This window comes from uncultured Jannaschia sp. (assembly GCF_947494025.1).
Lineage (GTDB): Bacteria > Pseudomonadota > Alphaproteobacteria > Rhodobacterales > Rhodobacteraceae > Jannaschia.
This window is the reverse complement of the sequence record NZ_CANLTQ010000002.1, coordinates 245,795-259,578: the sequence shown is the minus strand read 5'-3', so window position 1 is coordinate 259,578 and position 13,784 is coordinate 245,795. Positions and strand designations below refer to the sequence as shown.

Below are 13,784 nucleotides of genomic sequence, written 5' to 3'. Positions count from 1 at the left end.
CGTCCTCAGCATCGTTCCTCCCCTGCGGATGCGATCCGCGTCCCGACGATCTGCGCCGGCCCTCGTGCCGCGCATGTCAGGAAATCATGGGGGGGCGGACATTTGGATGTCAACGGCCCCAACCGGGGGGCATGACGCGCGCGAACGTATTTGCAGTTGCAGCCGCGAATGAAATGGCGGCTTCTGCTCGTCGGAAATCAAGGCATCGTCCGCACGCAACCGGCAGGGGGGAAACATGGACGCGAGACGCCCGGATGAACGCGGCCCCGCGGCGGCACCGGATCGCGGCACGGATGCGCGGGCGGCCTCCGGTTCAGGATCGGCGGCGACATGGACGAACTGACCCTCGGACGCGCGGACTTCCCGGACGGCTTCGTCTTCGCCGCCGCCACGTCGGCCTACCAGATCGAGGGACACGCTTTCGGCGGCGCCGGGCGGACCCATTGGGACGCCTTCGCCGAGATGCCGGGACGGGTCCACGAGGGCCATACCGGCGCCGTCGCCTGCGACCACTTTCACCGCTGGCCGGAGGATCTTGATCTCGTCCGGCAGGCGGGGCTCGACGGGTATCGCTTTTCGACCTCCTGGGCGCGCGTCATGCCGGATGGCGTACACGTCAATCCCGAAGGGCTCGACTTCTACGACCGGCTCGTTGACGGAATGCTGGACCGTGGCCTGAAGCCCATGGCGACGCTCTATCACTGGGAGTTGCCCGAAGCGTTGTCGCGGCGCGGAGGCTGGACCGTGCGGGAGATTCCCGAACGCCTCGCCGATTTCGCCTCGATCATCGGGCGGCGGCTGGGCGACCGGCTGTGGTCCACCGCCCCGATCAACGAACCGTGGTGCGTGGCCTGGCTCAGCCATTACGAGGGGCACCACGCGCCCGGACTGCAAAGCCTCGATGCCGCGGGAAAGGCCATGCATCACGTCGCGTTGTCCCACGGGCTCTCGGTCGCGGCGCTTCGCGCGGAGAACGTCGGCAATCTCGGCGCCGTCTGCAACATGGAATACCCGCATCCGCTGACCGACAGCGAGCAGGACCGGCAGGCCGCCCGAATCTACGACGGGATCTACAACCGGTGGTTCGCGGCCGCGATGACCAAGGGGCAATACCCCGAAGAGGTGATGGCCGGGCTCGAGCCGTATCTGCCGGCGGGCTGGCGCGACGACATGGCGACGATCGCGCAGCCGATCGACTGGTTCGGGATCAACTACTACACCTGCAAGCGCCTGACCCGCGGGGGCGACGTATGGCCCCGGATCGTCGACGCGCCGGGGCCGCTGCCCAAGACGGATATGGGCTGGGAGATCTACCCCGAAGGGTTGGAGAAGCTGCTGCGCCGGACCGCGACGGAGTATACGGGCGACCTGCCCCTCTATATCACCGAGAACGGCATGGCGAACCGCGATGCCGTTCTCGGACAGGATCCGGAGCGGATCGCGTATCTCGACGGCCACCTTCACGCTGTCCGGCGCGTCATCGAGGGCGGCGTGCCGATGAAGGGCTACACGTTCTGGTCGCTTCTGGACAATTACGAATGGGCGTTCGGCTACGACAAGCGGTTCGGCCTAGTCCATGTCGATTTCGAAACCCAGCTGCGGACGCCGCGTGCAAGTTTCCACGCGCTTGTCCGGGCTCTGGCCGCCTGATACGCGAAGGCATGGCTGATCCCCTGCTCCTCGTGGCCGATGTCGGCGGAACGAACACGCGCGTTGCGATGGCGCGCGGAGCTGTGGTGCAGACCGACAGCATTCGCCGCTACACGAACCGGGATTTCGTCGATCTCGCACCCGTTCTTCGGCGGTACCGGGAGGACCATGGCGGCCGCAGGCCCGACGGGGCCTGCGTCGCGGTGGCCGGTCCGGTCGGCGAAGGCCGGGCAGAGCTGACCAATCTGGACTGGTCGATCGATACGGCCAGCCTGCTGTCAGCGACGGGGGCGCCCCGCGGCGCGATCCTGAACGACCTGCAGGCGCAGGGTCACGCGCTCGGCCATCTGGACGAGGGCGCCTTGCAGGACGTGATCGTCGCGCCCGCGGTCAAGAGCGTTTCGCGCCTCGTGATCGGCGTCGGGACGGGCTTCAATGCCGCCCCCGTCCACGAGACGCCGAAGGGCCGCTTCGTGCCCCCCTGCGAGGCGGGTCACACGAACTTGCCGGCCCGGACGGAAGCGGAGCTCCGGCTTTGCAATTTCGTCTCCACGGCGCATGATTTCCCGGCGGTCGAGGACGTCCTGTCCGGACGGGGACTGGTGCAGGTCTATCGTTGGCTCGCGGCGGAGGCGGGGTCGCGCGAGGAATACCCGGCCGCCGAGATCATGGCGCGCGTCGGCTCCGACCCGCGGGCGGAGGCGGCGGTGCGACAGTTCGTGCGCATGCTCGGCACCGTGGCCGGGAACCTCGCGCTGATCCACCTGCCCCTCGGTGGCGTCTACCTCGTCGGCGGCGTCGCGCGCGCGATGGCACCCTATCTCGGCCCGATGGGGTTCGCGGCGGCGTTCGGCGACAAGGGCCGCTTCTCCGACTTTATGACAAACTTCCCGGTTCGCCTCGTGCTCGACGATTACGCCGCGCTGACCGGCTGCGCCGCGCATCTCTGCGAACCCTCGACGGAGCCACAGAAGGACGTGCAGGTCTGACGGCCCCCCGGACACGCTGACGCGTTCTCGATCACGGTCTTCTACGCCTTCTTTCGACCGAACGAGAGGGGCGGCCCGCGATATGGATCATGACGGAGCTCGCAATGCGCGGCCAGGTCATCGCCCTGCCCGAATGCGTCGACCTCGTAGCTGCGGAGATCCTGCGTCATACGCCGGCCGATGCGGAGGCGATGTCGGATTCGACGCGACCGGGCTTGCGATACGCGCTTCCCCGGCGCTCCACATTCCCCGGAAGCGGATCGTTGCGGCGCCGGACCTTTCTTTTCTGCCTGCGAACGCCCAGCGTGCCGGGCCGGATCCGGACAGCGAAAGTAACATCGTGAAGGTCTTGGCCATCGGCGACAGTCGCACCATCCGAGACACGGTTGGGGACACTCGAGCGGGAGCGGATCGAAGCCTCCTCGATGGAAGACGGCACCTGAAGCGGTTCGCGCGTGCGCCGATGCGGCGGAGGTGAGCCTTCAGCCTGGCGAAGGCCAACCACCCCTCGGGTATCCCCCGTAAGTCGGGACAGAGGCAAACCGCTTTGATTTCCCTACTGGGCAGCGCCGAGGGAGCTCGCCGTCCGGCGATCGAAGTTAATCGCCTCCGTCGGGGCACAAATTGCTGTGGAATGCGTTGTGCCGTACAGCAGCGGACCACGAGGATTCCAATGTCATCCAATGAAACCGATACCAGGACCGGCCCTCGGGGCTCGGACGAGCGCGTTCTGACGAACCGCCAGGGTCATCCGGTCATCAACAACCAGTCGCAGCGTACCGTCGGCGCGCGCGGCCCCGCGACGCTCGAGAACTACCAGTTTCTCGAGAAGATCAGCCATTTCGACCGCGAGCGCATCCCCGAACGCGTTGTGCATGCCCGCGGCTTCGTCGCCTACGGCAAGTTCGAGGCGACCGGAAAGATCGGCGACGAGCCGGCCTCCACCTATACCCGCGCCAAGTTGTTTCAGGAGGCGGGCAAGAAGACCCCGCTCGCGATCCGCTTCTCCACCGTGATTGGTGGTCGCGACAGCTCCGAGGTCGCCCGCGACCCGCGTGGCTTTGCGATCAAGTTCTACACAGAGGACGGCAACTGGGACCTTGTCGGCAACAACCTCGCGGTGTTCTTCATCCGCGACGCGATCAAGTTCCCCGACGTGATCCACTCGCTGAAGCCGGATCCGGTCACCTTCCGTCAGGAGCCGAACCGGATTTTCGACTTCATGAGCCAGACCCCCGAGTCGATGCACATGCTGACGCACCTGTTCAGCCCGCGCGGCATCCCAGCGAACTACCGGCACATGGAAGGTTTCGGGGTCAACACCTACAAGATGGTGAACGCCGAAGGTGAAACCTGTCTCGTGAAGTATCACTGGCATCCCAGGCAGGGCGTGGCGAGCCTGACCGAGGAGGAGGCCGCCAAGGTACAGGGCCAGGATCTCGGTTCCGCCTCCAAGGACCTCTACACCGCGATCGAATCGGGCAACTACCCGCAGTGGGATCTCTACGTGCAGATCATGGAGGACCACGACCATCCCGAACTCGATTGGGATCCGCTCGACGACACCAAGGTCTGGCCCGAGCGTGATTTCCCGCTCCGACACGTGGGCACGATGACGCTCAACCGGAACGTGAAGGACTTCTTCAACGAGAACGAGCAGATTGCGATGGGGACCGGTGTCCTCGTCGACGGGCTCGACTTCTCGGACGACAAGATGCTGGTCGGGCGCACGTTCTCCTATTCCGATACGCAACGGTACCGGGTCGGACCGAACTACCTGCAACTTCCGGTGAACCAGCCTAAGCAGGCCAAGGTCGCGACCAACCAATCGGACGGGCAGATGTCCTACTACCGCGACACCGCGGAAGGCCAGAACCCACACGTGAACTACGAGCCGTCGCTGCATGACGGCCTTGCCGAAGCACCGCGGGAAGAGCCGAACAACGCACCCGAGATTCAGGGACGTCTTACTCGCAGCGTGCTCGACCGGCGCAACGACTACGTTCAGGCTCGCGCCCGTTTCTGCACGATGCTGAATTGGGAACGCGACGACCTGATCAAGACGATGGGCACGATGCTGGGTGATTGCGAGCGCGACGTGCAGGAACGCATGGTGTGGCACCTGTTCCTCATCCATGACGATTACGGACGTCGCGTCGGCGAAATGATCGGCCTCGGAGCCGAGGACGTGAAGCACCTTGCGCCGTTGCCGAAGCAGGTTCTGACCGACGAGGATCAGCGCCGCCTTCAATCGATGGGCGGCAACGGTGACGAGATCGACCCATCCGTCTGGGGTCAGTGGACAAGCTCCGTGGAGAACCGCAAGGCGACTGCCGAGGATGTGCTCGCTGGTTTCCCTTCGCGCGATAAGGTCGCGCGGACGCAGGCCGCCGAATAAGCCCTCTATCGAGGGGAAATCCGGCCTCGGGATTTTCGGATCCCGGGGCCGTTTTCGTTTGCGGTTCCGCGACTTGGGCACAGACTGATATTTCATGCATCGCCGCCCCGTCTCGGAACATTGCGGGTCTTGAAGCGTCAATCGATGTGAACCGCCCGGCCCTTTTGCCTCGCTTCCGCGTCGCAAGGTCCGGGCAAGAGAGGAGAAAAAACGATGGTAACGACAGTTGGCAACGAAGCGACTTTCGACAAACTCGTCACCAATCTCATCTATCTCGAACGGGATGCGATTGCGGCGTACGATTCCTCGATCGAACGACTGTCCGACAAAGCGCTCAGCGATCAGATTGCCCGGTTCCGCCAGGATCACCTTCAGCATCTCGAGGTGCTGACCGAAATGGCGGCGGAAGCCGGCGCGGAGGCTCCGACCGAAGGCGATGCAAAGCAGATGCTTACGACTGGCAAGATCGCGCTCGCCGATCTTATGGGCGACAGCGCCATTCTCAGCGCGATGAAGACCAACGAGGACGACACGGTAATGGCCTACGAGCGGGCCGCGCAGCACGAAAACGCGCTGCCGAAATCCAAGGCGTTCTTCGAGAAGGCACTGGCCGACGAGACGCGCCACCGCGAATGGATGGAGCGCATGTCGCAAAACGCCTGACGCTCAAGACGGCGCGGTTTTCAACCGGTTCGCCCTCCTTGCCATGCCGGTGCATTTGTGCCGGCATGCTCGGCATCATCGATGCAGCCCCCTGCTTGAACGAACGCAGTTCGAAGCAAGCTGAGCGGAGGAACGACGTCGTTCAGACTGCAGCATGTCCGGGTGCCGAACTTCCGATCAATTCCGACCGGATCATGAAATCCCAAGCAGACAGCCCCCCGAGGGATAACATGAATGGCTTGCGGGAATAGTGCGGTGATGGGGAATGGCGCGGTTGACGGGGCTCGAACCCGCGACCCCCGGCGTGACAGGCCGGTACTCTAACCAACTGAGCTACAACCGCGCGTGGAGGCCGGGATAGCGGCGGCGTCTTCCGGGGTCAATACGTATCCTGCGCAGTTTGTTGCTTCTTCCTGCGTCCCTGCACGACGTTAACTTCCGTGTCTCATGTTATCTGCGGCATCCGCTGAACCGAAATCGTAACGGGTCCGCGAGTCTGTGCCTTGACTATTCTGCGCTCGTCACGGCACGGATTGCGGCGCCCCAGGCGGTGAGCTTGCGGTCCCGGGTCTCGGCCGTCATCTGCGGCACGAATTGCCGGTCAAGGGACCAGGTTTCCGCGAAGGTTTCCGCATCGGGATAGACGCCCGCCCCCCGCCCCGCGAGCCAGGCTGCCCCTAGAGCGGTCGTCTCGAGAATAGCGGGCCGGTCAACCCGAGCATCGAGGATGTCCGCCAGAAATTGCAGCGCCCAGTCCGACGCGCTCAGCCCCCCGTCGACGCGCAACGCCGTGTTCGCCTCGGGGGTCCAGTCGGCGCGCATCGCCTCGAGGAGGTCGCGCGTCTGGTAGCCGACGCTTTCAAGCGCGGCGCGGGCGAACTCCGCGGGGCCCGTGGCACGAGTGAGCCCGAAGATCGCGCCCCGGCAATCCGGGCGCCAGTACGGTGCGCCAAGGCCGGTAAAGGCCGGAACGAGCACGACGTCCTGCGACGGATCGGCCCGCTCGGCCAGACCTTGCGTCTCCTCGGCGGAGCGGATCAGGCCAAGCCCGTCGCGAAGCCACTGCACCACAGCGCCGGCGACGAAAATCGATCCCTCGAGCGCGTAGGTGGGCGTGCCGCCGAACTGGTAGGCGATCGTGGTCAGGAGCCGGTTCTGCGACCGGACGGGATCCGTTCCGGTGTTCAGGAGCGCGAAGCAGCCCGTGCCGTAGGTCGACTTCACCATGCCGGGTCGGAAACAGGCCTGCCCGATCGTGGCGGCCTGCTGGTCGCCGGCGACGCCGATGATCGGGATTTCCCGTCCGAAAAGGTCGGGCCGGGTCATGCCGAACTGCGCGTCGGTGTCACGCACCTCGGGCAGGAGCGACATCGGGACGCCCAGCATCTCGCACATTTCGGGTGACCAAATACCCGCCCGGATGTCGTAAAGCAGCGTGCGGCTCGCATTCGTCGCGTCGGTCGCGTGAACGGCGCCGCCGGTCAGGTTCCAGACCAGCCAGGAATCGACCGTGCCGAAGGCGAGTTCTCCCGCCTCGGCCCGCGCCCGGGCGCCGTCGACATTGTCGAGAAGCCAGCGGATCTTCGTGCCGCAAAAATAGGGATCGATCAGCAGGCCGGTGACATCGGTGACGGTCGCCTCGTGGCCGGCCTCCCGCAACTGGGCGCAGAAGGGCGCGGTGCGACGGTCCTGCCAGACGATCGCGTTGTGGATCGGTCGACCGGTCTTTCGGTCCCAGATCAGCGTCGTCTCGCGCTGATTGGTGATTCCGATGGCGGCGATGTCGGCCGGCCGGATGTTGGCCCGCTCGATCGCAGCACGGCAGGTGGCGGCGGTGCTCGACCACAGGTCGGCAGGGTCGTGCTCCACCCAACCGCTCCGGGGGAAATGCTGGGGGAACTCCTCCTGCGCCGACGCGGCGATCCGCATCTCGCCGTCAAAGACGATGGCCCGCGAGGAGGTGGTGCCCTGGTCGATGGCCAGAACGTGCGTCATGGGATCGGCCCCGTCGTTCGTAAGTGGAATGGCCGGGGCCCGAAGGCCCCGACCGGGCGGCTCACTGCCAGGACTGGATCAGCTCGTCGTAGGAGACGGTCTGCGGCTCCTCGTCCTCGTTCTCCAGCGCAGGCTTCGGTGCGCCGGGCTCGTTCAGCCAGTATTCCGCATCCTGTTCCTCGTTCAGGACCGGGCCGAGATCGCCCTGCACGCCGGCACGCTCCAGACGCGACATCACGTCCTCCATGTCGGCACAGAGCTGGTCGAGCGCCGCCTGCGTCGTCTTCGCCCCCGACATCGCGTCCCCGATATTCTGCCACCAGAGCTGCGCGAGCTTGGGGTAGTCGGGCACGTTGGTGCCGGTGGGCGACCACTGCGTCCGCGCGGGCGAGCGATAGAATTCCACGAGACCGCCGAGGTTGAGCGCACGGTCGGTGAAGTAGTCGGAGTTGATCGTGCTGTCGCGGATGAAGGTGAGACCGACGTCGGACTTCTTCACATCCACCGTCTTGGACGTCACGAATTGCGCGTAGAGCCAGGCGGCCTTGGCGCGGTCGTCGGGCGTGGAGTCGAGGATCGTCCAGGAACCCACGTCCTGGTAGCCGACCTTCATCCCCTCTTCCCAGTAGACGCCATGCGGCGAGGGGGCGAGGCGCCACTTGGGCGTGCCGTCCTCGTTCATCACCGCCTCGCTATCGACGAGCGGCGCCACGAAGGTCGTGTACATGAACATCTGCTGCGCGATGTCGCCCTGCCCCGGAACAGGACCAGCCTCGGAAAACGTCATGCCCGCGGCCTGCGGCGGTGAATAGTTCTGCAGCCACTCGATCGCCTTGTTGACCGCGTAGACCGCCGCGGGCGAGTTCGTCGCGCCGCCCCGGTCCATGCAGGCGCCGACCGGCTGCGAGTTCTCGTTGACGCGGATGCCCCATTCGTCGACCGGCAGGCCGTTCGGCTCGCCGGTGTCGCCCATTCCGGCCATGGACATCCACGCGTCGGTGTAGCGCCAGCCGAGCGAGGGATCCTTCTTGCCGTAATCCATGTTGCCCCAGACCGAGGTCGGCTCGCCCTCGATATAGCTCATGTCGCGGCCGGTGAAGAACTCGGCGATATCCTCGTAGGCCGCCCAGTTCACCGGCACGCCCAGCTCGTAGCCGAATTCGGACTCGAAATCGGACTTGGTCTGCTCGTCGGTGAACCAGTCATAGCGGAACCAGTAGAGATTCGCGAATTGCTGGTCGGGAAGCTGATACAGGTTGCCGTCCGGGCCGGTCGTGAACTGCGTACCGATGAAGTCCTCGAGGTCGAGGGTCGGCGAGGTGACGTCGGCGCCCCCGCCCGCCATCCATTCGGTCAGGTTGCGCGCTTGGCCGTAGCGCCAGTGCGTGCCGATCAGATCGCTGTCGTTGACGAACGCGTCGTAGACGTTCTGGCCGGACTGCATCTGCACCTGCAGCCGCTCGACCACGTCGCCCTCGCCGATCAGGTCGTGCGTGACGTTGATGCCGGTGATGGCCGAGAAGGCCGGGGCCAGCACCTGAGCCTCGTATTCGTGCGTGGTGATCGTCTCGGAGACGACGTTGATGTCCATGCCCTGGAAGTCGGCGGCGGCGTCGATGAACCACTGCATCTCGGCCTCCTGCTCCTCGCGGGTCAGGGTCGAGACGTCGCCGATCTCCGCGTCGAGAAATTGCTGCGCGGCCTCCATGTCGGCGAAGGCCGGCGGCGCCGCGAAGGCGAGTGCCACGGCGGCGGTGGAAGTAAGTAGTCGGTTCATGGTGTCCTCCCTTTGGAACCGGTTATCGTGCTGCGGATCCCCTCGACCGCAGCTTGGAATACTACACCCAGCGGAACACCGCCGCAGCGTAGACAAGGCAGACGACCATCGCCCAGGGTTGCGGCGCGAGTTCGAGGCCGAGCCAGATCAGGTTGATGAAGGCCGATCCGAGGAGCGTGATGAAGAGCCGGTCACCCCGGGTCGTCTCGATCCGGAGCACGCCCGCGCGCGGCGTTTCAGGGTAGCGGATCGCGAGAAACGTGAAGACCACGAGCAGCGCCGCGATCGTGGCGAAGAAGGCCGCCGTCGGCCAGGTCCATGCCATCCAACCCATGACGAAACCTCCTCAAACGCGGCCGAGGGCGAAGCCCTTGGCGATGTAGTTGCGGACGAACCAGATCACGAGCGCGCCCGGAATGATGGTGAGCACGCCCGCCGCGGCGAGTACGCCCCAGTCGACACCCGCGGCGCCCACGGTACGGGTCATGGTGGCGGCGATGGGCTTCGCGTCGACGGAGGTGAGCGTGCGCGACAGCAGAAGCTCCACCCACGAGAACATGAAGCAGAAGAACGCGGCCACGCCGATGCCGGAGGCGATGAGCGGCATGAAGATCCGCAGGAAGAAGCGTGGAAAGGAATAGCCGTCGATATAGGCCGTCTCGTCGATCTCGCGCGGCACGCCCCGCATGAAGCCCTCGAGGATCCACACCGCGAGCGGCACGTTGAACAGACAATGCGCGAGCGCCACGGCGATATGCGTGTCGAAGAGTCCGACCGAGGAATAGAGCTGAAAGAACGGCAGCGCGAAGACAGCCGGCGGCGCCATGCGGTTCGTCAGCAGCCAGAAGAACAGATGCTTGTCGCCGATAAAGGAATAGCGAGAGAAGGCATAGGCCGCAGGCAGCGCGACAGCGAGGCTGATCGCCGTGTTCATTACCACGTAGATAAGCGAATTGACGTAGCCCATGTACCACGACGCGTCGCTCAGGATCGTCGCGTAATTCGCGAAGGTAAGGTTTTGCGGCCAGAGCGAGAACGTCGAGAGAATTTCGTTGTTCGTCTTCAGGCTCATGTTCAGCAGCCAATAGATCGGCAGCATGAGGAACAGCAGGTAGAGCCCCATCACGATCGCCGAGCCGTTCGGGCGGAAGCGGCGGCGCGTGCGGGTGGCGGCATGGCTGTCGGTGACGCGGCCGGGGATCGAGGATGCGCCGGGGGCGGAGGCGGTCGCGTCGGTCATTGGACGCCGTCCCTTTTGTCGAGGTTGGTCATCACCGTGTAGAACACCCACGAGACCAGCAGAATGACGAGGAAATACATCAGCGAGAAGGCGGCGGCGGGACCGAGGTCGAACTGCCCGAGCGCCATTTTGACAAGGTCGATCGACAGGAAGGTCGTCGCGTTGCCCGGACCTCCGCCGGTGACCACGAAGGGCTCCGTGTAGATCATGAAGCTGTCCATGAAGCGCAGCAGGATCGCGATCATCAGGACACCCGCCATCTTCGGCAGTTCGATGTAGCGGAACACCTTCCAACGCGAGGCCTGGTCGATCTTCGCGGCCTGGTAATAGGCATCGGGAATGGATTGGAGGCCGGCATAGGCGAGCAGCGCCACGAGCGACGTCCAGTGCCAGACATCCATTACGATCACGGTCGTCCACGCCGCGATGAAGCCCTGCGTGTAGTTGTAGTCGATGCCGATCGCGTCGAGCGTGTAGCCCAGGAGGCCGATGTCGACGCGGCCGAAGATCTGCCAGATCGTGCCGACCACGTTCCACGGGATGAGGAGAGGCAGCGACATCAGCACGAGGCAGAACGACGCCCAGACTCCGCGCTTGGGCATGTTGAGCGCGACGAAAACGCCGAGCGGCACCTCGATGGCAAGGATGATGGCGGAGAAGGCAAGCTGCCGGACGAGCGCGTTCCACATCCGGTCGGAGGCGAGCATGTCGCGGAACCAGTCCAGCCCGGCCCAGAAGAACACGTTGTTGCCGAACGTGTCCTGCACCGAGTAGTTCACGACGGTCATCAGCGGGATGACGGCCGAGAACGCCACCAGCAACAGTACCGGCAGGACAAGGAACCAGGCTTTCTGATTGACGGTCTTCATTACGCGGCCTCCCTGCCCCGGCGCGCCGGTTCCACGCGCCAGTCATTCTCGTAGACATTGATCCCGGCCGGATCGAAGACGACGCGGTCGACTCCGGCAGGGACGGTCTCGTGCTCGGGCAGGATCGCGCTCGCCGGCGTGCCGCCGACGTCGAGCCGGACGATCTTGTGACGGCCCACGTCTTCGACCCGGCGCACGCGCGCCGGCACGCCCGCGCCGCCGGCACGCAGCGCGACGAATTCGGGTCGCACGCCGATCTGCAAACGGCCCCGCCCCGTCTCGTGGACCGCGCCGAGATCGACCTCCGCCCCGCCGATGCGCCCGGTCCGTCCGTCCACCTCCGCATCGAAGAGGTTCATGCCGGGCGAGCCGATGAAATAGCCCACGAAGGTATGCGCCGGACGCTCGAACAGCTCCTGCGGCGTGCCGATCTGCACCACCCGCCCGTCATACATGACGACCACCTTGTCGGCGAAGGTCAGCGCCTCGGTCTGATCGTGGGTCACGTAGATCATCGTGTGCCCGAAATCGTGGTGCAACTGCTTGAGCTGCGTGCGTAGCTCCCACTTCATGTGCGGGTCGATCACGGTCAGCGGCTCGTCGAAGAGAAGCGCGTTGACGTCCTTGCGGACCATGCCGCGGCCAAGCGAGATCTTCTGCTTCGCATCCGCCGTGAGGCCGCGCGCCTTGCGATCGAGCTCCGCCTCCATGCCGATCATCCGCGCGATCTCCTGCACGCGTTCGGCAACGTAGCTCTCGTCCCGGCCCCGGTTGCGCAGCGGGAAGGCGAGATTGTCGCGTACGGTCATGGTGTCGTAGACCACCGGGAACTGGAACACCTGCGCGATGTTGCGCTCCGCCGTCGGTGCCTGGGTCACGTCCTGCCCGTCGAACAGGATGCGTCCGTGGCTGGGGTGAAGAAGTCCCGAGATGATGTTGAGAAGCGTCGATTTCCCGCAGCCGGACGCGCCAAGGAGGGCATAGGCCTCACCGTCGTTCCAGTCGTGGTTCAGCTCTTTCAGAGCGTAGTCGTCCTCGCCCTGCGGCTGCGGCACGTAGGAATGCGCGAGGTTATCGAGGGTGATCTTGGCCATGTCAGGCGGCCTCCGCGTAGGATGCGGGCGAGACGAGGGCGCCGTCCTCGGCAAAGACGTAGACATGCGCGGGGTCGAGATGGATCACCAGCTCCTGCCCCGGGCGCAGGTCGCGGATGCCGTGGACGAGCCCGACCCAGCGTTCGCCGTGATGGTCGAGATGGACGAAAGTCTCCGAGCCCGTGATCTCGGTCACGGCAAGCTTCGTGCGGAAGCTCATCGCGCCCGTGAACGGCGTGTCGAGTACGACGTGGTTCGGACGGAACCCCGCGAGGTAGCTCCCGTCCGAAAGGCTCGCCGCCGCCGCCGGGACCGGCGCGGACTGACCGTCGCCGAAGGACAGCGTTTCGCCCGACTTGCGGACGCGCAGAAAGTTCATCGGCGGGTCGGAGAAGACCCGCGCCGTCGTCGCGTCGACAGGCCGGCGATAAACGGCGGGCGTGGACCCGAACTGCGTCACCCGCCCCTCCCAGAGCGTGGCCGTGTTGCCACTCAGAAGCAGCGCTTCCTCCGGCTCCGTCGTGGCATAGACGAAGATCGCGCCGGATTCCTCGAAGATCCGCGGGATCTCGGCCCGCAGTTCCTCGCGCAGCTTGTAGTCGAGATTGGCGAGCGGCTCGTCGAGGAGCACGAGGCCCGCATTCTTGACCAATGCCCGGGCCAGCGCGCAGCGCTGCTGTTGCCCGCCCGAGAGTTCCAGCGGCTTGCGGTCGAGCATGGGAGTCAGGCGCATCATATCGGCCACCTCGTCCACCCTCCGGTCGATCTCGGCCCGGTCCATACCCATCAGCTTCATCGGCGAGGCGATGTTGTCGCGCACGCTCATCGACGGGTAGTTGATGAATTGCTGGTAGACCATCGCGACCCGCCGGTCCTGCACCCGCTGACCCGTCACGTCCTGTCCCTGCCACAGTATCCGCCCCGTCGTCGGTGCGTCGAGCCCGGCCATGAGGCGCATCAGCGAGGTCTTCCCCGCGAGCGTCGGTCCGAGGAGCACGTTCATCGTGCCCTTCTCGAGCGTCAGGTCCGTCGGGTGGATATAGGTCTGCGCGCCCACCACCTTGGAGACGTTGTCGAGGGTCAGGGTCATCTCGGTCCTCCTCCCGCCG

The 13,784-nt window shown here is 65.2% G+C and carries 11 protein-coding genes and 1 tRNA gene; 4 read left to right on the top strand and 8 right to left on the bottom strand.

Annotated elements, in window-relative coordinates:
• The first annotated feature begins 339 nt into the window (after nucleotides 1-339).
• The 4 genes from Q1B08_RS04900 to Q1B08_RS04885 all read left to right on the top strand — a co-directional run bounded on the left by Q1B08_RS04900 (nucleotide 340) and on the right by Q1B08_RS04885 (nucleotide 5,700).
• Nucleotides 340-1,650, top strand: a complete 1,311-nt coding sequence (locus Q1B08_RS04900) for a GH1 family beta-glucosidase (protein ID WP_299816347.1) — start codon at nucleotides 340-342, stop codon at nucleotides 1,648-1,650.
• A gap of 11 nt (nucleotides 1,651-1,661) precedes the next feature.
• Nucleotides 1,662-2,639: a glucokinase gene (locus Q1B08_RS04895; RefSeq protein WP_299815614.1), complete on the top strand. Its 978-nt coding sequence runs from the start codon at nucleotides 1,662-1,664 to the stop codon at nucleotides 2,637-2,639.
• Between the two features lie 673 nt (nucleotides 2,640-3,312).
• Complete coding sequence (locus Q1B08_RS04890) at nucleotides 3,313-5,037, top strand: catalase (RefSeq protein ID WP_299815611.1); 1,725 nt, start codon at nucleotides 3,313-3,315, stop codon at nucleotides 5,035-5,037.
• Nucleotides 5,038-5,250: 213 nt separating this feature from the next.
• Entirely contained in the window at nucleotides 5,251-5,700 is a 450-nt protein-coding gene (locus Q1B08_RS04885) for a ferritin-like domain-containing protein (RefSeq protein WP_299815608.1), read from the top strand.
• 266 nt (nucleotides 5,701-5,966) lie between these two features.
• Here Q1B08_RS04885 and Q1B08_RS04880 read toward each other — a convergent pair.
• From Q1B08_RS04880 to Q1B08_RS04845, 8 genes are all read right to left on the bottom strand, one after another.
• A tRNA-Asp gene (locus Q1B08_RS04880) sits at nucleotides 5,967-6,043 on the bottom strand.
• 164 nt (nucleotides 6,044-6,207) lie between these two features.
• Nucleotides 6,208-7,695, bottom strand: a complete 1,488-nt coding sequence (gene glpK / locus Q1B08_RS04875; protein WP_299815605.1) for a glycerol kinase GlpK — start codon at nucleotides 7,693-7,695, stop codon at nucleotides 6,208-6,210.
• 61 nt (nucleotides 7,696-7,756) lie between these two features.
• A complete protein-coding gene (locus Q1B08_RS04870; protein WP_299815602.1) occupies nucleotides 7,757-9,472 on the bottom strand; it encodes an ABC transporter substrate-binding protein in 1,716 nt (571 codons plus the stop codon).
• A gap of 61 nt (nucleotides 9,473-9,533) precedes the next feature.
• Nucleotides 9,534-9,806 carry a DUF2160 domain-containing protein gene (locus Q1B08_RS04865; protein ID WP_299815599.1) on the bottom strand — a complete coding sequence of 91 codons (273 nt, stop codon included), beginning with the start codon at nucleotides 9,804-9,806 and terminating at the stop codon, nucleotides 9,534-9,536.
• A gap of 12 nt (nucleotides 9,807-9,818) precedes the next feature.
• Entirely contained in the window at nucleotides 9,819-10,712 is an 894-nt protein-coding gene (locus tag Q1B08_RS04860; protein ID WP_299815596.1) for a carbohydrate ABC transporter permease, read from the bottom strand.
• Nucleotides 10,709-11,581 (bottom strand): sugar ABC transporter permease, encoded by an 873-nt coding sequence (locus tag Q1B08_RS04855; RefSeq protein WP_299815593.1) that lies wholly within the window; start codon nucleotides 11,579-11,581, stop codon nucleotides 10,709-10,711. Before Q1B08_RS04855 ends, Q1B08_RS04860 begins: the two co-directional genes overlap by 4 nt.
• A complete protein-coding gene (locus Q1B08_RS04850) occupies nucleotides 11,581-12,675 on the bottom strand; it encodes an ABC transporter ATP-binding protein (RefSeq protein WP_299815590.1) in 1,095 nt (364 codons plus the stop codon). The genes Q1B08_RS04855 and Q1B08_RS04850 overlap by 1 nt, the downstream gene beginning before the upstream one ends.
• Nucleotide 12,676: 1 nt before the next feature.
• Nucleotides 12,677-13,765 (bottom strand): ABC transporter ATP-binding protein, encoded by a 1,089-nt coding sequence (locus Q1B08_RS04845; protein WP_299815588.1) that lies wholly within the window; start codon nucleotides 13,763-13,765, stop codon nucleotides 12,677-12,679.
• Between the last annotated feature and the right edge of the window lie 19 nt (nucleotides 13,766-13,784).